At 62.2% G+C, this 20,317-nt stretch carries 21 protein-coding genes; 11 read left to right on the top strand and 10 right to left on the bottom strand.

Annotated features, from left to right (window positions below; all coding sequences use genetic code 11):
- Positions 1-108: 108 nt before the first annotated feature.
- The 7 genes from ABIC03_RS19045 to ABIC03_RS19015 all read right to left on the bottom strand — a co-directional run bounded on the left by ABIC03_RS19045 (position 109) and on the right by ABIC03_RS19015 (position 6,815).
- Positions 109-1,830 carry an FAD-dependent oxidoreductase gene (locus ABIC03_RS19045; RefSeq protein WP_354060059.1) on the bottom strand — a complete coding sequence of 574 codons (1,722 nt, stop codon included), beginning with the start codon at positions 1,828-1,830 and terminating at the stop codon, positions 109-111.
- A 27-nt stretch (positions 1,831-1,857) separates the two neighbouring features.
- On the bottom strand, positions 1,858-2,673 hold the full coding sequence (locus ABIC03_RS19040; protein WP_354060057.1) for a sugar phosphate isomerase/epimerase family protein: 816 nt from the start codon (positions 2,671-2,673) through the stop codon (positions 1,858-1,860).
- A complete protein-coding gene (locus ABIC03_RS19035) occupies positions 2,673-3,329 on the bottom strand; it encodes a hypothetical protein (protein WP_354060055.1) in 657 nt (218 codons plus the stop codon). Before ABIC03_RS19035 ends, ABIC03_RS19040 begins: the two co-directional genes overlap by 1 nt.
- Before the next feature lie 14 nt (positions 3,330-3,343).
- Complete coding sequence (locus ABIC03_RS19030) at positions 3,344-3,838, bottom strand: type II 3-dehydroquinate dehydratase (protein WP_275169419.1); 495 nt, start codon at positions 3,836-3,838, stop codon at positions 3,344-3,346.
- 32 nt (positions 3,839-3,870) lie between these two features.
- The gene (locus tag ABIC03_RS19025) at positions 3,871-5,151 is read right to left on the bottom strand and encodes a TRAP transporter large permease subunit (RefSeq protein ID WP_275169420.1); all 1,281 of its coding nucleotides are present in this window, start codon (positions 5,149-5,151) and stop codon (positions 3,871-3,873) included.
- Positions 5,152-5,212: 61 nt separating this feature from the next.
- Positions 5,213-5,722: a TRAP transporter small permease gene (locus ABIC03_RS19020; protein ID WP_354060052.1), complete on the bottom strand. Its 510-nt coding sequence runs from the start codon at positions 5,720-5,722 to the stop codon at positions 5,213-5,215.
- Positions 5,723-5,798: 76 nt separating this feature from the next.
- Positions 5,799-6,815, bottom strand: coding sequence for a TRAP transporter substrate-binding protein (locus ABIC03_RS19015; RefSeq protein WP_354060050.1), 1,017 nt, complete (start codon positions 6,813-6,815; stop codon positions 5,799-5,801).
- 229 nt (positions 6,816-7,044) lie between these two features.
- Here ABIC03_RS19015 and ABIC03_RS19010 point away from each other — a divergent pair, with 229 nt between their 5' ends.
- Both ABIC03_RS19010 and ABIC03_RS19005 read left to right on the top strand, forming a co-directional pair.
- Positions 7,045-7,704, top strand: a complete 660-nt coding sequence (locus ABIC03_RS19010; protein ID WP_275169423.1) for a GntR family transcriptional regulator — start codon at positions 7,045-7,047, stop codon at positions 7,702-7,704.
- 34 nt (positions 7,705-7,738) lie between these two features.
- A complete protein-coding gene (locus tag ABIC03_RS19005) occupies positions 7,739-8,635 on the top strand; it encodes an SMP-30/gluconolactonase/LRE family protein (protein WP_354060047.1) in 897 nt (298 codons plus the stop codon).
- A 48-nt stretch (positions 8,636-8,683) separates the two neighbouring features.
- Here the strand turns inward: ABIC03_RS19005 and ABIC03_RS19000 are convergent, their stop codons facing one another.
- Positions 8,684-9,421: an SDR family oxidoreductase gene (locus ABIC03_RS19000; RefSeq protein WP_007614048.1), complete on the bottom strand. Its 738-nt coding sequence runs from the start codon at positions 9,419-9,421 to the stop codon at positions 8,684-8,686.
- 224 nt (positions 9,422-9,645) lie between these two features.
- Between ABIC03_RS19000 and ABIC03_RS18995 the strand changes: the two genes are divergently transcribed.
- Both ABIC03_RS18995 and ABIC03_RS18990 read left to right on the top strand, forming a co-directional pair.
- Entirely contained in the window at positions 9,646-10,188 is a 543-nt protein-coding gene (locus ABIC03_RS18995) for a winged helix-turn-helix transcriptional regulator (protein ID WP_354060045.1), read from the top strand.
- A 1,043-nt stretch (positions 10,189-11,231) separates the two neighbouring features.
- Positions 11,232-12,014, top strand: a complete 783-nt coding sequence (locus tag ABIC03_RS18990) for a Crp/Fnr family transcriptional regulator (RefSeq protein ID WP_354060043.1) — start codon at positions 11,232-11,234, stop codon at positions 12,012-12,014.
- Here ABIC03_RS18990 and ABIC03_RS18985 read toward each other — a convergent pair.
- The gene (locus tag ABIC03_RS18985) at positions 11,980-12,906 is read right to left on the bottom strand and encodes a glycosyltransferase family protein (RefSeq protein WP_354060041.1); all 927 of its coding nucleotides are present in this window, start codon (positions 12,904-12,906) and stop codon (positions 11,980-11,982) included. The two genes, ABIC03_RS18990 and ABIC03_RS18985, sit on opposite strands and share 35 nt — an antisense overlap.
- A gap of 38 nt (positions 12,907-12,944) precedes the next feature.
- Complete coding sequence (locus ABIC03_RS18980; RefSeq protein WP_354060878.1) at positions 12,945-13,232, bottom strand: hypothetical protein; 288 nt, start codon at positions 13,230-13,232, stop codon at positions 12,945-12,947.
- Between the two features lie 368 nt (positions 13,233-13,600).
- On the opposite strand from ABIC03_RS18980, the gene ABIC03_RS18975 reads away from it, so the two are divergent.
- The 7 genes from ABIC03_RS18975 to ABIC03_RS18945 are packed head-to-tail and all read left to right on the top strand — an operon-like array spanning position 13,601 to position 20,116.
- Entirely contained in the window at positions 13,601-14,701 is a 1,101-nt protein-coding gene (locus tag ABIC03_RS18975) for an inositol-3-phosphate synthase (protein ID WP_354060039.1), read from the top strand.
- The gene (locus ABIC03_RS18970; RefSeq protein ID WP_354060037.1) at positions 14,701-15,300 is read left to right on the top strand and encodes a histidine phosphatase family protein; all 600 of its coding nucleotides are present in this window, start codon (positions 14,701-14,703) and stop codon (positions 15,298-15,300) included. Before ABIC03_RS18975 ends, ABIC03_RS18970 begins: the two co-directional genes overlap by 1 nt.
- Positions 15,297-16,400, top strand: a complete 1,104-nt coding sequence (locus ABIC03_RS18965) for a CgeB family protein (protein WP_354060035.1) — start codon at positions 15,297-15,299, stop codon at positions 16,398-16,400. The genes ABIC03_RS18970 and ABIC03_RS18965 overlap by 4 nt, the downstream gene beginning before the upstream one ends.
- 2 nt (positions 16,401-16,402) lie before the next feature.
- The gene (locus ABIC03_RS18960; protein WP_354060033.1) at positions 16,403-17,209 is read left to right on the top strand and encodes a sugar phosphate nucleotidyltransferase; all 807 of its coding nucleotides are present in this window, start codon (positions 16,403-16,405) and stop codon (positions 17,207-17,209) included.
- Positions 17,206-17,973, top strand: coding sequence for a TIGR04290 family methyltransferase (locus ABIC03_RS18955; protein ID WP_354060031.1), 768 nt, complete (start codon positions 17,206-17,208; stop codon positions 17,971-17,973). The genes ABIC03_RS18960 and ABIC03_RS18955 overlap by 4 nt, the downstream gene beginning before the upstream one ends.
- Entirely contained in the window at positions 17,970-18,923 is a 954-nt protein-coding gene (locus tag ABIC03_RS18950) for a glycoside hydrolase 5 family protein (protein WP_354060029.1), read from the top strand. The genes ABIC03_RS18955 and ABIC03_RS18950 overlap by 4 nt, the downstream gene beginning before the upstream one ends.
- Complete coding sequence (locus tag ABIC03_RS18945; RefSeq protein WP_354060027.1) at positions 18,911-20,116, top strand: phosphopentomutase; 1,206 nt, start codon at positions 18,911-18,913, stop codon at positions 20,114-20,116. The genes ABIC03_RS18950 and ABIC03_RS18945 overlap by 13 nt, the downstream gene beginning before the upstream one ends.
- The last annotated feature ends 201 nt before the right edge of the window (positions 20,117-20,317 follow it).

Raw genomic sequence — 20,317 nt, 5'->3', positions numbered from 1 at the left:
TGGAGGCGGGGCCGTGCAGGCCAGCAAATCGGCGGCGACGCTGGCCCGCTGAGTCAAGCCTCGATGGTGCGCAAGAGTTCCTAGCTCGGCGCAGCGAACGACCGGCTTTCAGTTGCCTTCTTCCTGAGCTGAAGCCCCCGCGGCGTGCATTGCCGCGCACCATCCGAATACCATCGCAGGCCCGATCATCGTGCCCGGACCCGGATAAGTGCCTCGAAAGATGGAGGATGAATCAGTACCGACGGCGTAGAGTCCGGGTATGGCCGTCCCACGGCTAGACAAGACGCGGGCGGTTGAATCCGTGCACAAGCCGGCGCTGCTAGCGAGATCCGTCGGCCATACTGCGACGGCATAGTATGGCCCGGGACCGACCCGCCGCAGGCACGGGTTTGGCATGGTCCGGGGATCACCATTGAACCGGTTCAACTCGCTTGAACCGCGGCCGAACTCTTCGTCCACACCGCTCTCGGCATAGCGATTGTATCGCTCGATCGTTTGAGCAAGCTCGCCGCCATCGACGCCGATGTTTTCGGCCAGTGCTTCGATCGTTTCGCCTGCCAGCAGATATTTAGCCTTCAGAAATTTATCCAAATCCCTCGTCCCGGGATGAACGAGACCAATGCCATAGTCGCCGATAAAGGCGCGATCGCAAATCAGGAAAGCCGGCGTAGCCAATACGGAAGAGGAGTCCGATCGCAACATCGCTTCCACGAAGTCGTGATAGGAGTCGGCTTCATTGACGAAACGGCGGCCTGACTTGTTCACCGCAAGCAGTCCCGGCTTGGCACGATCCAGCATAATGTGCGGGAATACCGAGACGTGGCCGTCCGCTTGCGTCATGACCGAACTCGGCATCCACAAGGCGGGGCTGTCGAAATCGCGCTCGATGACCGCGTCGACGCGTTCGGCCGCGAGCAGGCCGTCCCCGGTATTGCACGAAGGCGCGAGTGAAAATCGGTGCGCGGCCTCGGGGAAAAACCTTTCGCGGAGTTCGCGGCTCCAGCCGATGCCTCCCGTTGCCAGCACCACGCCTTTGCGGGCACGTATTGCCAATGCTCCTGAGGACGATGACAAAACGGCCCCGACGACTGCGTCGCCGCTACGGATGAGCTCAGTGAGCTTGGTCTCATATCGCAGATCCACGCCGGAACGACGGAGACTGTCAAACAGCCTCGCGACGAGAGCGTTGCCCATGATCAGACGTGTTCCGCGGTTGTAGCGAAGTCGATCGAGCAAATGCCGACCGAGAAGGCCAACGACATGCCTGAAGTTCGTCCAGTTGCGGAATGGCGCCAGCAACGCCGGAATGTCCGCCTTCCCGACCATCATGCCGCCGAGGACCATGAACTCTCGCCGCGGGGGCCTAATGCGCTCGAAGTCCTTGCCAAGCTTGCGGCCGTCGAACGGAACGGCGCCGAGAGCACGACCACCGATCGCTGCCCCAGGAAGATTCTTGTAGTCGGGATGTACCGGTGGCGCCGCAAACCGTACGCTCGTCCTCTGCCCGAGATAATCAAGCATGAGAGGACCCACCTTGAGAAATGCATCCACGCGCGGGTCCGCGGCGTGTTCGCCGAGCAATGCTTCAAGATAGACCCGCGCCGCCTCGGTGGAGTCTGACATCCCTGCAAGCAGTCCCTGCCGATTGCCCGGAATCCAGATGGTGCCGGCGGAGGTCGCAGTCGTACCGCCGACCGTGTCCGACTTCTCGCAAAGGATCACGTCGAGCCCCTCAAGGGCAGCCACCAGCGATGTCGTCATGCCGGCGGCACCCGCCCCGACGACCAGGAGATCGGTCTCGACGTCCCAGGAGCGATCGGCTTGCGGCATCCCGAACTACCCTTCCGTCCCGAATTCTCACCTCTGGCTGCGCGCCCGCTCCACGACGGCTTTGCCCGCCGCCAACGCCCGGCGTGCTCGCGACGCGGCGTCGACGCTCTTTGCCAGTTGAACGGTCGGAACCTCGATGCTGATGGTCAGGTCATGCGGCATCGCGCTTGCAAGCCCCATCAAGTCTATTCCGCCCTCGCCCGGAAACATCCGCTCCTCGCGAGCGGCATGGATGAGCTGCTCAGTGGTCGATGGGCGTTCGGCGGGGCCATCGCATAATTGCCAGTAGTGAAAGCGTTGCGCCGGGATGGCGCGGAGGTCCGCAAGCGAACTTTGCGACCGATCGAAATGCAGTGCATCGACCAGAATGCCGGCTCCGGGACGTTCGACGTCGCCGACGATCCGGATCGCGGTCTTCAGGTCTGGAACGCTCGTCCAGGGCATGAATTCGAGGTCGGAGGTGAGGCCGTAGCTTGCTGCCGCCTCACAAAATTGCTGGTAGCGATCCGAAAACCGCGCCAGATCCGGATCATAGGCCGCGACGAGGATGTGTTTGGCGCCGAGCCGCGCACCTACCTCGAAGAAGGGCGTAAACGAGGCCATCTCGGTTTCCGGTCTGAACGCAACGACCTCGAGATCGGCGACAGTCACCCCCGTCAACCCCAACCGCAGGAGCGTCTCCCGCAGGAGCGGGGCATCGTCCATCAGGCGATAGGCAACACCGCCAAGCGTGGCAGGCAACAGCCTGAGCCCGACTTTTTCGTAGCCGCAATGCGCCGCCAATTCGATCATCTCGGGCGGCGCAAGCTCGAGCACGGTCAACGCGGCGAGCGAGAACGTCATCAGCCGAAATCCGCGATACGGGCGTCGAGCGCAAACATGCTTTGATAAACTTCCGGCTCGCTCGCCCCGGTCATGGCGTCGGGCGCAAGCTCGCTCGCCCGCTGCAAGGCAGCCCGCAACGACGCGACGTCGAGCGCCTCGATCAGCAACAGCCCGGCGAAAAAGCCCTCGTTCTTCCGCATGCCCTTCTCGGTCGTCCGCACCGACGTCCGCGCCTCGTCGGTCGCGCCGATCTGCACGGCGGCAACCCCGTCGCACCCAACAAGCGCCTGAGCCAGACCCCGAGGATCTTTCGGCAATGTCTCGATCCGGAGCGCCACGACCGAGGCGCCCTCGCCTCGCCCTCCCCGCGCGATCATGACGCCGCCGCCGCGCATGAAATTGCCGAGCTTCGGCATGATGCGCTGTGACCACGGCGTCGGTGCGTTGAGGCGCGCCAGATAGGCCTCGCCGTCGAGGACCTCCGGCGTCTCCAGCTCATACAGAATGAAGAAGCGGTTGATGTCGTCCCTTGCCACGCGGAAGACACGCGATGCCAGGAAGCCCCTCGTCGTCACGCGCTCGGTCGTGTGCTCACGCGTCAGCCAGTGCCGGTAGTCGGTCAGGTCGTGAGCCTCGACGTCGCTCCAGATGGCCAGAAATCCCGTGCCGCGCATCCCGCCCTCCATGCCTACGCCTTGCCGCCGGCCGCAAGCCCGTGCAGAGCCGGTGCAATGGTCTCAGGCAATTGCCCCAGCCGTTGGACGGCCGCGAGCATCGCGGCGAGATAGCCATACGAACCCAGTCCGCAAATGACCGCCGTGCAGGCGCTCGACGTGATCGAGTGGCGGTGCAGCTCATCCCGCGCGTGAATGTTGGAGATATGCACCTCGATCTTCACACCCTCGAAAATCTTCAGCGCATCGATCAGCGCGATCGAGGTGAATGAATAGGCCGCGGGGTTCATGATGAGGGCGTCCGCGTTGCCCTGAGCGGACTGGATCAGGGTGACGAGTTCGCCCTCCATGTTCGATTGATGGAACGACATCGAAACTCCGAGCTGATCAGCCAGCGCCTGGCAGCTCGCCTCGATCTCCCTAAGCGTCGTCGAGCCGTAGATGTGGGGCTCGCGGATGCCGAGGAAATTGAGATTGGGTCCGTTGAGGATCATGATCCTTGCGGCCATTTTCGTTCTTCCTTCGTTTGCTGCCGACGCATCTAGCCGGCAAACCATTTGGCCGGGATCGTCACCAGTCCCGGGAATAGCACCATCGCGAACAGGACGATCAATTGTGCAATCAAGAAGGGCCAGACGCCCTTGACGATGTCCTCCATGCTGATCCTGGAGACACCGCAAACCACATTGAGCACAATGCCGACCGGCGGCGTGATCAGGCCGATCGCATTGTTGATGATGAAGAGGACGCCGAAATAAACGGGATCGATTCCCGCCGCCTTGACGATCGGCATCAGGATCGGCGTGAGGATGAGGATGGTCGGTGTCATGTCGAGGGCCGTTCCCACGATCACCACCACGACCATGATCGCCAGCATCAGGAGCGTGTTGTTGCCCATGAAAGGCTTCAGCAGGGCGACGATCTGTGTCGAAATCTCGGACACGGTGATCAGCCAGGACGACACCAGCGCCGCTGCCACGAGAAACATCACGATGCTCGTCGTCAGGGCCGAGGAGACGAAGACCTGATAAAGCTGCGACAGCTTCAATTCCCGATAGATGCAGGTCGCGACGAACAGCGAATAGACGGCGACGACCACTGCGGCTTCCGTGGGCGTGAAGATGCCGAAGCGCAGGCCGACGACGATGATCACCGGCAGCATCAGCGCCCAGAAGCCGTCGACCACTGCTTTCACCATTTCCGAGAGCGATGCTCTTGGCGGGGGCGTCAGGTTCTCCCGGCGCACCACCCACCACCAGGCCAGGCAGAGCCCTGCCCCGAGCAACATCCCCGGGACGATCCCGGCCAGAAACAGTTTTGAGATCGACACGCCCGCGGCGACACCGAAGATGACGAATCCGATGCTGGGCGGAATCACGGGCGCGATGATGCCGCCGGCCGCCACCAGGCCCGCCGCATAGGACTTCTTGTGGCCCGCCGCCACCATCATCGGCACCAGCAGGGCGGCGAGCGCCGCGGCATCGGCCGCCGCAGAGCCCGAGAGCGACGCGAGGATGCAGGACGCGAGGATCGTGACGTAACCGAGTCCGCCCCGAAAGTGTCCGACGGCGACGAGCGCAACGTTGACGATTCGCTTGGCCAGACCGCCCTTGTTCATGACCTCGCCGGCCAGCATGAAGAAGGGAATGGCCATCAGCGGAAAGCTGTCCGCGCCGTTGATGACGTTCTGCGCCACGATCTGGGCGTCGAACATGTCGATCGTGCTCATCAAGGCCACGCCGCAGACGATCAGCGCAAAGGCGATCGGCATGCCCAGCGCCATGGCGCCGAGCAGCGAGAAGGTGAAGACGGCAATCGTCATGGCGTGATCCCGGTGATTTTCAGGATGTGAGCGCCGGGCGGCACGATACGGGGAGACAGCATCAGTGCTCCTCCGATTCCCTGACGGCAACCATGTCGGCTTCGCTGGCCTGTCCGGAGATGACACGGAACAGGTCGTAGAGAAGGATCACTCCGGCCGAAACGCCGAAGATCACGCCGACGCCATAGAAGATGCCAAGCGACAGGCCGGTCGCCGGCGCGCGGTCGTCGATATTGATGATCGTCTGCCGCCAACTTCCCGAGAGCAGAAGCCAATCGGCGAACAGCATCAGGCAGTAATTGATGATGAAGCAGAAGCGCTTGCCGACGGCCGGCAGCATCCGCACGATGGCGTCGACTCCCAGATGGGCGTGCTCACGCATTGCCACGACCGCACCGAGGAAAGTCAGCCAGACCAGGAGCCAGCGTGACAGCTCCTCGGAAATCGCGATACCGGAGTTGAAGCCGTAGCGCAGAACTACGTTGCCGAACACCAGCACCACCATCACCGCAAGAAATGCGGCGATGGTGCCCTTCAGCAGGGTGCAATAGAGGTCGAGCAATCGTGCCATACGGGCCGTCCAGGCAAAGTCAATTCGAGAGCCGGCCGACCGGTCGGCTCCGCCTCTTGCATACTGACGAGATCGACTACTTCACGTCCTTGCGGATGCGCTCGAGTTCGTCGTTGAACAGCTTGACCGCCTCCGGCTTGAGATTGGCGGCAATCTTGTCGACCACCGGCTGCGCCGTCTTGCGCATCCGATCGAGCTCTTCCGGCGCGACGGTGTTGTACTGCATGCCCTTCGCCTGCAGTTCCGACAGGGCCTTTTCGGTCTGAAGGCGCGTCTGCTCCTTCTGATAGCCTCGACTTTCCTCGTACGCCTCGCGCATCAGGCGCTGCTCGGTCGGCGAAAGCTTGTCCCAGAAGGCCTTGCTCACCAGGATGATGTTCAGTGTGAAGGTGTGATTGGTGGCGGAAACGTATTTTTGCACTTCGTAGAACTTGTTGGAGAGAATGACCGTGAAGGGGTTCTCCTCGCCATCGACGGTGCGCGTCTCCAGCGCCGAATAGAGTTCGCCGAAGGCCATCGGAACGGGATTAGCCTTGAAGGATCCGAAGGTCTCGAGATAGACCGGGTTCGGAATGACGCGGAGCTTGAGGCCGTTGAAATCCTCGACCTTGGTGATCGGCCGCGTGCTGTTCGTGACGTTGCGGAAACCGAGGCCCCAATAGCCCAGACCGATCAGCCCCTTCGACGGCAACGTATCGAGCATTGTGGTGCCAAATTTGCCGGTCCCGAGCGCGTCGGCCTGCTCGATGGTCTTCACGATGAATGGAAAGTCGATGAGGCCGAACTCCGGCACTACGGTTGCGAGCGACGTCGTCGAGGCCGACAGCATTTCCTGGGTACCGCCGCGCAGTGCCGATTGCTGCTGCAGCTCGTTGCCGAGCTGCGAGGCCGCGAACTCACGGACCTTCATCTTGCCCCCGCTCTTCGCCAGCAGGATCTCCGCAAATTTCTGCACCCCCGCGCTGACGGGGTGATCGGTGTTGTTCAGGTGTCCCCACCTGATCGTCCGCTCCTGAATCTCCTGAGCGGATGCACCGACCGTCAGCGCCACGCAGATCGCCGTCGCAGACAGCGCCCGTACCAACAAGCTCATCGTTTCCTCCCTGTTCGGACGGGCACGAACGACGGCTTAAGCCATTATTTTTCGTACCCTCAGCCTATTTAGACACCACACATATATTTCCATGTCAAATGATGATACCTATTTCATATGATGATTTGCAGTACGTCATACACCGAAAATCTGCTATAGTGCTGGCAACATTGATGGTTCGGCCGCCCTCCGAAGTGGCCGGCGATCGGGACAGGCGGGATCAGAAGGCATGACGTCACTCGAGGAACGGCCCCTGTCGGCAGGCGACAGCGGCTATCAGCGCATCCGGGCCGACATCATTTTCGGAGTGCTCACGCCATCCGGACGCCTCAAGCTCGATGCCATGAAGGAAGATTACGGCCTCAGCGTCAGCACACTGCGCGAGATCCTCAATCGTCTGACGTCCGAGGGATTCGTGGTTGCCGAGGGCCAGCGGGGCTTCGAGGTGGCGCCGATATCCATCCAGAACCTGCGTGAGCTCGCTGGTCTCCGCATCCTGCTGGAGCATCATGCAATGGCCGAGTCGTTCCGCGCCGGCGACGTGGAGTGGGAAGGCCGCGTGGTGTCGGCGCATCACAAGCTGGCGGCGACCGAACGCACCGTGCTGAGCGAAGGCGACGATCCCGAGCTGCGCAAACGCTATGACGGCGAATTCCACCAGGCGCTGATCTCGAGTTGCGGTTCGCGCGAGCTGATGCAGACGCACGCGGTCGTGTTCGACAAATATTTCCGCTATGCGCTGCGCTACCGCGGCGCGGAGACGATCAATCAGCACAAGGCGCTGCTGGACTGCGCCCTCAAGCGCGACATCAAAAGCGCCAAGGCCGTGCTCACCGAGCACATCAACGGCTGCGTCGCGCACGCCCTCGCCTCCTGGAACGAGGGCTGATCGCCAGCGCTCGTGGCTGCAATCGGATAGCGGAATGACTCCCCACATGGTCCCCGCGCATCGCGTCGAAACGGCGGTCGCCGCAGGCGATACCCTCGGCGAGACGCCATTGTGGTGCGATCGATCCCGCAAGCTGTGGTGGGTCGACATCGACCGGCGGCTGCATCAATCGTTCGATCCGGCAACAGGCGCGCATCAGGTTGTTCCGTACGCATGCAACTTCCTCGGCAGCCAGGCTCTGACGGCGGATGGCTCCCACCTGCTCGCGCAGGATCTGGGCCTTTATCGCCGCGCGTCCGGTGACGGTGCTCCAGGTCAGCTCTGCGAAATCGAAAGCGGCCTCGACAACCGCCTGAACGACGGACGCGTCGACGCCCGGGGCCGGCTATGGATCGGCACCATGGACAACCAGCTGCATCGGCCGAACGGGGCGCTGTATCGCGTGGACGCCGACGGCCGGACGCGTATGTTCGGCGATGTCGTCGTGACGAACGGCATCGCGTTCTCACCTGACAATCGCACGCTCTATTTCACGGATACGAGGCGTTACCGCACCTGGCAGTTCGACTTCGATCTCGATGACGGCGCGATCCGCAACAGACGGTTGTTCGCGGATTACAGCGCCTCCGGTGAGCGGCCCGACGGCGCGTGTATCGACGTTGCCGGCGGACTGTGGACCGCCTTCTTCTCCGGCGGCCGGGTGATACGCTATCGGCCGGACGGCCGGATCGACACCGTCATTCCAGTGCCCGCGACCAATCCGACCTGCGTGTGCTTCGGCGGAACCGATCTGAAGACACTGTTCGTGACGACGGCCAGAAAATTTCTGGATCGCGAGCAATTGAGCCGCGAACCCCAAGCGGGTCATGTTCTGGCCATTAATGGCATCGCACAGGGACTTCCAGAGCACCGCTTCGGCAATTCAATCTGAACCCTTTTCAGTCTGAACCCTTGCACGGGCCATCGTGAACCGGCTTCGCTACCATTTCTCGCCGAAGGGACGAATCTCCAGCTCGAAGGTCCAGGCACTCTTGGGTTGCTGATAGAGCATCCAGTAGGACTCGGCGACCGACGATGGCGGCATCAGGAGGTCGGGATTGTCCAGCGCGTTCGGACCGAGCGCCTCGATCCGCCGTTGCCGGACCCATTCCGTGTCGACGCCGGAATCGATGATGAGATGCGCCACGTGAATGTTCTTCGGGCCCAATTCACGCGCCGCGGCTTGCGCGACCGCCCGCAGGCCGAACTTGGCGCTGGCAAAGGCCGCATAGCCGCTGCCGCCGCGCAAGCTCGCCGTCGCACCGGTGAAGAAGATGTTGCCCTGGCCACGGGGCAGCATCAGGCGCGCGGCCTCGCGGCCGGCGAGGAAGCCGGAATAGCAAGCCATTTCCCAGACCTTGCGGAACACCCGTTCGGTCGTGTCCAGAAGCGGAAAGTTGACGTTGGCGCCGACGTTGAAGATGCAAACCTCGAGCGGGGCGTGCTTGTCGGCATCGCCGAGAAACGAGATGATCTGGTCTTCCTTGCGCGCATCGAGCGCGCGCGCGTGAATTTCGCCGCCGGCTTGCTCGATCTCCTTGACGAGCGGTTCGAGCTTGGCGCCGTCGCGGCGCCCCGCGAACACCGTAAAGCCCTCGGAGGCGAACTTCTTTGCAATCTCGCTGCCGATAAAATCACCGGCGCCGATCACGGCCACGGTCGCATTTCTCTTTTGCAAGGGTCTTCTCCCGGTCAGGTCTGAATCCGGTCGTCGGACCATCATCCAAGCCGCAGACTATTTCTACAGTTCTAAAACAGAACTGTCAATCTTGGTCGATTTACTGCTGAATTCGGTATCAGAGAAACATTGCTCTCGCAGTAAGTGCCGATTTAGAATGGTCCTCGGACCAAAGGATTCCTGGACGATTTGCGCAGAAGCCGCGGGCAGAGTGGAGATCTGGAATGAAATGGGGTGAGCTGGAGGACGAGCCGTGTTCGATGGCCCGAACCATCGGCGTGATCGGCGACCGCTGGACCCTTCTGATCCTGCGTGAATGCTTCCTGCGCACACGCCGTTTCGAGGGGTTTCAGTCATCGCTCGGAATCACGCGCCACCTGCTCGCCGAACGGCTGAAGAAGCTGGTCCGGCAGGGCGTGTTGCGTCGTATCCCCTATCAGGACTCGCCCAAGCGGCACGAATACATCCTCACCCAGAAGGGGCTCGATCTCTATCCGATCATGATGGCGATCGTGCACTGGGGCGACACTCATATGGTCGACGCGCGCGGACGACCTTTGCTGCATCAACACCGCAAATGCGGCAAGGACTTCGATCCGGTCATGGTTTGCTCCGAATGTGGCGAACCGCTTTCGGCCAAGGAGGTTCATACCCACCCCGGTCCCGGTGCTCGACGCAGCCCCGCATCGGCGGCGCCGGAGAAGCCCAAGTCAAAGCTAGAGACAAGGGCAAAGACAAAGGCAAAGGCCCACCGCAGCGCCGCGTGAGATAACTGCGTAGCGCGATCAACGCTCGACATATCCCGGGAATGATACGACTGATCTTTCAAACAGCGGACATGAGCTCTCGTTCTCGCGGCGCGTTTCGCCCGAGTTTTGCCTGGTCATTCCGCCCTCAAAGCCAAGAGGGCGCAGGGAAGGCCGGGTGCCGGCTGGCACCCGCGGTCCGCTGCGCGAAAAGCACACGCAGGAAAACCGCACAGCAGCATACAGGTGTAGCCAATCACTCGGCCTTCCCTGCGCAGTGGTTGGACGGCTTATGCCGTGCTCTCCCGGGAGCCGAGTTCCTTTTGGCCTCCCTCCTCCCAACGAAAGTCACCGACACCACGCCGGTCGACGCAGATGCCGCATTCGCCAGGGCTTGACCGTAGCAACGACGGCCAGGACCACACGGTTTTGCCGTACGCACGGCTCGCCATTTCACCACCGGTTTCGACGACGTTGTGCACGTTGCCGCCGACCTGATGACGAGACGAAGCCTAGCAGCGCCGCTCGTCGGAACGAAGTTTTGGGCTCACGGAGAGCAATCCGCCCTGCCCACACCTCTCGCACCCAAACGCTGCCGCGTCCACCGCAAGCCCGGCTCGCGAACGTGACGACCACAAGATCGCCCCTCAAGAATGAGCCGGGATGAGCGACACATACGCCAAAACCGAATTTCGGTAAAGCGGAATATTTTTGCGGGATGGGGTTGACTTGGGTGGCGGGTGTGTTGCCCGACAGGCAGCCATCACATCCGTCAAAGCCTTGGAGTCAGAACAACGCGATGGTTCGAGGGTTTAAGTATACTAAATCGTAGTTCGACGCAGATGGTAGCCGTTCGCCACAGGGAAGCAGCAGCAGTATACTTATTGCCATTCTGGACAACTGGCTCGATGGTCCATCGAGCGTCGAGCGCCTCTCGCGCTTCCGGTTCCCGGATCGTCCGAGATCCGATAATGATCTGCGTGGAGCGAAAGTATCAAAGTTTAATGCGTTCTGTCGTTCTCATCGATCAGATTGGGGACGGGCTCTGAGTTATTAGGCGACCAATGCAGGCAGGATTTGCGTTCTCCAAGCTCGCCGACCGGTTGGCGAGCCTCACTCCCGTAACGGCCGACGATCTCCACCTGCTTGCGGACATGGCAAGCACAATCGCACATCTCAGTTCGCGTCAGGCCGTTTTGCGGCATGGCGACGATGCGACCCAGTGCTGTCTCCTGCTTCAGGGGTATCTGTCCTGGCAGGATGCCGAGAGCGTGGACGGGCAGATCACGTCGCTCCATGTTCCCGGTGACATCGCCGATCTACACACGCTGTATCGTCCTCGCGTTGACGGCAACCTGATCGCGCTCGGCCCCGCCATCGTCGCTCTCGTGCCACACCGCTTCTTTCACGATTTGTCCGCGCGTTCGCCCGCCATGTCTCGCGCATTGCTGTTGATGCTGCTCACCAGCCACGCCATTCAGCGCAACTGGACAGTGAACCTGGGTAGCCGTGATGCCTTGACGCGTGTGGCGCATCTGCTGTGCGAGATCACCACCCGCCTGCAAAGCGTCGGCTTGGCGAGAGATCTCAGGCTGCCATCACCCTTCACCCAATCGGACCTTGCTGCAGCGTGCAGCATTTCCCCAGTCCACGCCAACCGAACAATTCAGGAACTGCGACGATGCAACCTCCTGCGATGGCAGGGCAAAACGGTAACGATCACGGACTGGCCCGGACTCGTGCGGCTCGCAAGATTCGATCCGACCTACCTGGGCATTCCGTCCAGCCGCGACGAGTCGTCGTCCTCGCGTCTCAGACCACTCGCGGCGGAACTTGCGCTCGCTTGAGCCCGATTCCGACGACACCTTGGAGACTTGCGGAGCGTGCAATCAGGGCCTCCCGCGCCTCTCCAATGACATCATCCCAATTGCCTGGTGCCCTCTGATGAAACAGCCGTAGGCTCGGATACCAAGGGGAATGGGACTCGGACGACGGCCAGCGCCAGTCGCAATCCGCATGCAACAAGACCCACGCGTCACAGCCGAGTGCGCCCGCAAGATGAGCCACCATGGTGTCAACGCAAATGAGCAGATCGAGCCGCTGGAGGAGATGACCGAGAACCGTAATGTCAGGCGTGCTGACGTCCTTCGCGCCGATCTCGGCCAGTTCGCACGTTCGGGCCCCGCGTTGCAGCGAACAGAGCGTTACTCCGGGAACGGCAAGATGCCCTAGCAGGGACGGCGGGATGGTCCTTCGCTTGTCCCAATTGCCGACTTCCCAAACCAGGCCGACGGCAAGACCTTGTGGCAGTGGTAGCTCGAGCACCGGCGGCAGCGATACGTAAGGTGCACGCATCTCGACGTGCTCCCGTCTCGCCCTTATGGCATGCGGCACCTCCATGATCTCGATATCGACCTCGAAGTCGATCTCAGGCGTACCATCGTGGATCGGAAACGCACGATCGACGCCCGCCACACGCTCCACCAGCGGCAGAAGTTCGCCTTGGCACCACACAGTGACGCTGCGCGCGAGATCACGGAGCGGTCGCATGAAGCGCAGGAACTGGATGGTATCGCCAAGCCCATGGTAGCAGCGGACGAGCACATGCTTGCCCACCAGGGCCTCGCCGCGCCAGATCCGCTGGAGGTGACGCGGCCCGGTGTGCTTTGGTGGATAGGCAAGCATCATCAGATCGCGGTCGCTGATCGCCCAGGCGCGTTCGAAGTCGCCTGCCCGCATCGCCTCCGTCCAACCGCCCGACACCCGCGGTGATCCGATCAACGACGCACGAATTTGTGAAAGCGGCTCATCTTGCCGTCCTTGGTGCGGTCCTGGTGAAGGAACGCAATGCCGGTCTCGTCGAATTTGGCGAAGAATTCGTCCCAACTGATCCGGTCGAGCCCTTCGTCGGGCGGATCGAAATCGATGCGCAGAATGCCGGCGTGGCCGTCCTCCTCCGTAGCCTTGACCGTTGCGGGCTTTCCACCGCGCTCCTCCGCCCATTTCCGGATGACGTTATGGCTGGTGGTCTGTTGGGCTTCGCTGGTTTGTGATTTGGTTGACATGTGACACCTCGACTGCTGACAAAGAGCGAGCGACGAATAGGTCGCGTCAGACTGTTCGCCGTGAACGCCGGACGCAGGGATTTGTTCTTTCGTGGTGTCGGGCTCTCTTGGAGCAGCATCTTCTTCATCTTCATCATGGAAGCTTTTCGTTCCCGCCAAACTGCCCGGGATTCTATCCCAGGTTAAGGGCGCGAAATTTTTTTGGCCGGAATCTGACGTGAGGCGGACATAGTGCCGTGAGTTCAGGAACGAACATACGTTCCTCACGTTCGCCGACGTACTTACGTCAACACTGCAAGTCTTCAACACTGCATATCCTTCAACACTGCATGCCTTAACGCTGCACGTCTTCCGGAGGGCCTAGATCCATGCATTCTCGTCTTCAGGACAGGCGGCGCGTGCGCGTCGGCATCGTCGGTGTCGGCAATTGTGCGAGCTCCTTCGTTCAGGGGCTCTCCTATTACCGGGACGCCAAATCGAATGAGCCGGTACCTGGGTTGATGAACGCCGATCTCGGCGGCTACCACATCAGCGACATTCAGGTCGCGTCGGCCTTCGACGTCCATGCCGGCAAGGTTGGACGCGACGTGGCCGAGGCGATCTTCGCAGCACCGAACAACACGCACCGCTTCTCCGAGGTCGCGCCCACCGGCGTCACGGTCCAACGCGGCCCGGTCATGGACGGCGTCGGCCAATATCTCAAGGACGACGTTCCGATTGCGGATGTTCCGGAAGCCGACGTCTCCGAAGTGCTCGCGACATCGCGCACGGACGTGCTTGTGTCCTATCTTCCCGTCGGCTCGCAGCGCGCGAGCGAATTTTACGCCGCGCGCGCGATCGAGGCCGGCTGCGGCTATGTCAATTGCATCCCGGTCTTCATTGCCTCGAATCCCGACTGGCGGCGGCGCTTCGAGGATGCAGGCCTGCCGATCGTCGGCGACGACATCAAGAGCCAGGTCGGCGCCACCATTCTGCACCGCGTGCTCGCCAACCTTTTCCGCGAACGCGGCGTGCGGCTGGACAGAACCTACCAGCTCAATGTCGGCGGCAACACCGATTTCAAGAACATGCTCGAGCGTGAGCGGCTGACATCAAAGAAGATCTCCAAGACGCAAGCCGTGACCAGCCAGTTCGACGTGCCGATGGATGCCGACAATATCCATGTCGGCCCGAGCGACCATGTGCCGTGGCTGACCGACCGCAAGCTGGCCTTTATCCGCCTGGAGGGCACGACCTTCGGCGGTGTTCCCTTGAGCGCGGAAGTCAAACTCGAGGTCTGGGACTCCCCGAACTCGGCGGGCGTCGTGATCGATGCGGTCCGCTGCGCCAAGCTTGCGATGGACCGCGGGCAGGCCGGCGCGCTGACGGGCCCTTCGAGCTATTTCATGAAGTCGCCGCCTCAGCAGTTCACCGACGAGGAAGCCGGACGGCGAACGCGCGCCTTCATTGACGACAAGGCGTACACCTGATGGCGAAGATCATTCATCTGATCCGCCACGGGCATCATGCCCTGCTCGGCCGCACGCTCTGTGGCCGGATGAAGGGCGTAGAACTCGATGATCTCGGCTGTGAGGAAATCGCGCGATGCGCCGATACCTTCACGCCGTCCCCGAGCATGGTTCAGTCGAGCCCGCAGCGGCGCTGCATGCAGTCGGCCTGCATCCTGGCGGCGCGCTTCGGCTTGCCGGTCGAGATCGTGCCGGCACTCGACGAACTCGACTACGGCGAATGGACCGGACTGTCGTTCGAAGCGCTCGCCCGGGACCCCCGCTGGTCGCGCTGGAACGAACAACGCGGAACGAACCGTCCCCCGGGCGGCGAAAGCATGCGGTCGCTCCAGAAGCGCGTCGTCGCCCATCTGGAACAGGTGCGCAACGATCATGGTAGCGGCACCGTTGTCGTCGCCGTCAGCCATGCCGAACCGATCCGCGCGGCGCTGCTGCACTATTCCCGGAAAGAGCTCGACGACTTTCTCTCGATCGAGATCGACCCCGGCAGCGTCAGCACCCTCAGCGTGGACAATCGGGGAATCAAGATCACCGGGATCAATCAGCGGGTGCCAGCGTGAAGATCGTCATTTTCGGCCTGACAATTTCCTCGTCCTGGGGCAACGGTCACGCCACCTTGTGGCGAGGGCTTTGCAAGCATCTCGCGCAAGCCGGCCACAGCGTCGTCTTTTTCGAGCGCGACGTGCCCTACTACGCCGGCGCGCGGGATTTGCACGAACTGCCCGGCGGCCAACTGCGACTGTTCTCGAACTGGGACGATGTGCTTCCTTTGGCGCGCAGCGACATTCGAGATGCCGATGTCGCGATCGTGACCTCTTATTGTCCCGACGCGATCGCCGCGACGGAGCTTGTCCTGTCCGAGGGTCGCGCGGTGCCCGCGTTCTACGACCTCGACACGCCGGTCACGCTGGCGAAGCTGATGGCCGGCGAGGCCGTTCCCTATATCGGGCCGCGCGGCCTGCGGGATTTCGCGCTGGTCCTGAGCTTCACCGGCGGTCCCCGCATCTGCAACGAATTTCGCGACAGGCTCGGCGCCTGCAATGTCCGTCCGCTCTACGGCCATGTCGATACGGACATCCATCGCCCCGTGCCGTCGCAGCCGCATTACCGTGCGGATCTGTCCTATCTCGGCACATATTCGCAGGATCGCCAGCGCGCGCTCGAGGCTCTGTTCGTCGAACCCGCACGTAGCAGGCAGGATCGGCGCTTCCTGATTGGGGGTGCACAATACCCGGAAGATTTTCCCTGGTCGCCAAACATCTACTTCGTGCAGCACTTGCCGCCCTCGGAGCACGCGTCGTTCTTTGCGTCGTCTCGGCTGACACTCAACGTCACGCGCCGCGCCATGGCGGAGATGGGCTGGTGCCCCTCCGGCCGCCTGTTCGAAGCTGCTGCCTGCAAGGCTCCACTCCTCAGCGACGACTGGCCGGGACTGAATGAATTCTTTGCACCCGGACAGGAGATCCTGATCGCACGCGATGCGAAGGACACGCTTGCTGCGTTGACGATGGCCGACGCCGAGCTTCAGCACATCGCCGGACGCGCATACGAACGGACCATGGATCAGCACACATCCGATAAGCGCGCGGCCGAACTAATTTCGCTGCTCGAACAGACGGCATCCCTCGGCGCGCGCCGACAGCAACCCGAGGAGGCCTGATCATGTGGGGCATCGTTCCGGCCGCGGGCCGCGGCAGCCGCATCCAGCCGCTCGCCTTCTCCAAGGAATTGCTTCCGGTCGGAAGCCAACGGGACGACGGCATCGACCGTCCGTGCGCCGTCTCCGAATATCTGCTGGAGCGGTTGATCCTTGGGGGTGCCGACAAGATCTGCTTCGTGATCTCCCCCGGCAAATCGGACATCCTCGAATATTTCGGCGATCATTATGGCAGCGCCCAGCTCGCCTATGTCGTGCAGCCCGATGCGTCGGGGCTGTGCGATGCCGTGTTCAGGGCGGGCACGGTCGTTGGCCATGACGAAGACATCCTGGTCGGACTTCCGGATACCGTCTGGTTCCCCAAGGCGGCCCTGCAGGCACTGCCGGCCGCTGACCTGTCGTTTCTGCTGTTTCCGGTCGAACATCCCGAGTTCTTCGATGCCGTCGTGCTCGACGGTGACCGCGTCACGGAGATCCAGGTCAAGCAGGATGCGGCGTCGAAATGGATATGGGGCGCCTTCAAGATGTCCGGCAACGGATTTCGCGAGCTCCAGTCACTGTGGACGAAGCGCGAGCGCCGGGATGAATATTTCGGGACGCTGGTCAATGCCTACATCGCGGCCGGCGGCCAGGGTCTCGGCGTCAAGGCCGGCGAATCCTATGTCGACGTCGGCACCATCGACGGCTACCGGACGGCAATGGCGTTGCTCGCGGAAAGCTCCCCCGGGAACGGACGCTCTCGACTGCTGGCCGGCGGTTCGTCGGAGGCAGCCCGCCCGGCCCACGCAATGAACAATGGAGTGACCGCATGAGCAGAGGCGCCCTCTCGCGCGAGGAAATCCGCCAGCGCGTCGATGCGCTCGGGCCATGGTTTCACAATCTGGACCTGAATGGCGTGCCGACAGCGCCTTCACACTTTCTCGGCGACTATCCCAACGTGAAATGGCGCCGCTTTTCCGGGATCATTCCGGACCGCCTCGAAGGCAAGACCGTGCTCGATATCGGCTGCAATGCCGGTTTCTACGCCATGGAGATGAAGCGGCGCGGCGCCGAGCGCGTCCTCGGCTTGGACACCGACGACGAATATCTCGCGCAAGCCCGCTTCGCGGCCGAGGTGAACGGGCTCAGGATCGAATTCCGCAAGATGTCAGCCTATGATGTCGGACAGCTGCGCGAAAAGTTCGATCTCGTGATCTTCATGGGCGTGCTCTACCATCTGAGGCACCCTTTGCTGGCCCTCGACCTGATCCATGAGCACGTCGCCGGCGATCTCCTGCTGTTCCAGTCGATGCAGCGCGGCGACAGCCGCGTGGATCCCCTCGACAAGAACTACGACTTCTGGACCACCGATCAGTTCGATTCCCCGGGCTATCCAAAGCTGCACTTCATCGAGAACAAATATGCCGACGACCCCACCAATTGGTGGGTGCCGAACCGCGCCTGCGCCGAAGCCATGCTGCGCAGCGCCGGCTTTGCGATCGCGGCGCATCCGGAAGAGGAAGTCTATCTCTGCAAGCGGGTAACAAGGCCGCAGGCGGAAGGTCCGGTCTATCCGTCGCGGGAGACCAGCCGATGATCGAAGCCGCCAAGATCTGGAACGAGCCCAACAACAAGTCGCACTGGGACATCCTGATCGATCCGGATTGGACCATGTTCGCGAGCCTGGCGCTCGCTGCCGGAAAGGCGATCCGCAGCGCGCATCCCACACTCCCGCGTGTGCTTGGCGGCATATCGCCGATCGATCCGACCTTCATACGCAACATGCAGGCGCGCGGCGTGCTCGATCATGTCGATGCCGTGGCCGTGCACGGCTTTCCGCTCGACTGGAACTTGTGGCAGATCGCGGAATGGCCGGCCAAGCTCGACGAGATCAAGGCGGTCACCTCGCTGCCGGTCTGGGTCACGGAGGTGGGAGTCTCGTCCTTCGGTGCCGAGGAGGTGCAGGCCTGGGGACTGACGCGGACCGCCGAGCTGTTGACTGGCCAGGCACCGCGAATTCACTGGTACAGCCTGTACGATCTTCCTTCGAGCTGGGAGGCGACGACGCGGCACAAGGAAGCTGAAGGTTCCTCCTACTACCGGCACTTCCACATGGGGCTGCTGCGCGAGGACGGAACGCCGAAAGCCTCGGCGGACCTGTTCGCCCAATATGCACCAGCGATGGGCCTGTGCCAGTGGTTTCACTTCGAGGACCACCGCCTCGATGACGCCGTGCTCTGGATGCGCCGGCTCGGCGTGCAGCATCTCAGGACCGGCCTGTCCTGGGCCGACAGCTTCCGTCCGAACGCGCTCGCCTGGTTCGATCGGCAGATGGACGCGCTGGCGGAGTTTCAGGTCACAGTGACCTTCTGCTTCACTCCGGAACATCGGGGCGTCGAGCCTCATCACACCAGCCCGCCGCTCGACGTGAACGAGTTCGCGGATTTCTGCGCACAGATGGTCGAACGCTATTGCGCGAAAACCGGGCTCGCGCCGTCCGCAGCGTCTTCGCGCCCGGCCATCTCGGAGCCGACATGCGCGCCCTGATCCTGGTGATGGACTCCGTCGGGATCGGCGCCGCGCCCGATGCCATCAATTACGGCGACGAGGGTGCCGATACCGTCGGCCACATTGCCGAAATGTGCATGGCCGGTAATGCCGACGGACCACGCCGGGCGGGGCCGCTTCGACTTCCCAATCTGGTTGCGCTCGGACTTGGCCGAGCTTGCCATCTCGCTACCGGGCGCGTGCCGCCGGGCCTGGATGGCCGGCCTGAGCACGCGCGCTTTGGCTGCGCGAGCGAGATCTCCAAAGGCAAGGACACGCCATCCGGTCATTGGGAGATCGCCGGCGTGCCGGTGCCGTTCGACTGGGGCTATTTTCCAAGAACCAAGCCGTGCTTTCCGCGCGACCTGACGGAGCGCCTGTGCGAACAGGCTCGATTGCCCGGCATCCTCGGGAACTGTCACGCCTCCGGCACCGAGATCATCGCCGAATTCGGCGAGCGTCACATCAGAACGGGCGAACCGATCTGCTATACGTCGGCCGACAGCGTGTTCCAGATCGCAGCGCACGAAGAGACGTTCGGACTCGAACGCCTCTATGAGGTCTGCCGCGTTGCCCGCCGACTGGTCGATCCCCTCAACATCGGGCGCGTCATCGCACGTCCCTTCATCGGCACGTCGGCAGGCGACTTCAAGCGAACATCGCACAGGAAGGACTTTTCCGTCCCGCCGCCGGAGCGGACGATCCTCGATCTTGCCGACAGCGCAGGCCGTGACATCGTCACGATCGGCAAGATCGACGACATCTTCGCCCATCGCGCGACCGGGAGGAACTTGCGCGGCGATGGCAACCAGGCGCTGTTCGATGCCACGCTTGATGGGCTGGCCACGCTCGCAGAGGGCGGGATGTTGTTCGCAAATTTTATCGATTTCGACACGCTGTACGGCCATCGGCGCGACGTGGCGGGCTATGCAGCGGCGCTCGAAACCTTCGACGCGCGCGTTCCGGATCTGCTGAGCCGCCTGCGCGACGATGATCTCCTGATCATCACGGCCGATCATGGTTGCGACCCGACCTGGAGCGGCACCGATCATACGCGGGAACAAGTACCGATCTTGGCGTGGAGCGCGCGGTCAACTTCTCCGATCGGCAAGCGCGCCGGATTTGCGGACATTGGCGCGACGGTCGCGAGCCATCTCGAACTGCAGGCGCCGGTTCACGGCGTGTGTTTTTAGCTCCGCTGCGCTCGGCAGATTCACCTGGGTTATTGATCCAGGTTAGAGAAATATTCGTTTGTAGGTTTCGCAGGAACGAACATTCCTTGCATCGCTTCTAATTCCAAATGTGACTGGCGCGCCGGTCGCCCGACCAGAACAGCAGCGCGCTTTCATCTCATCACGGATTGATCCCGCAGGATCGATCTCACGGCGGCACGG

Origin of the sequence: Bradyrhizobium sp. RT6a, from assembly GCF_040547675.1 — a bacterium.
Taxonomy (GTDB): Bacteria; Pseudomonadota; Alphaproteobacteria; order Rhizobiales; family Xanthobacteraceae; genus Bradyrhizobium.
This window is presented reverse-complemented; position numbering and strand designations above follow the sequence as displayed.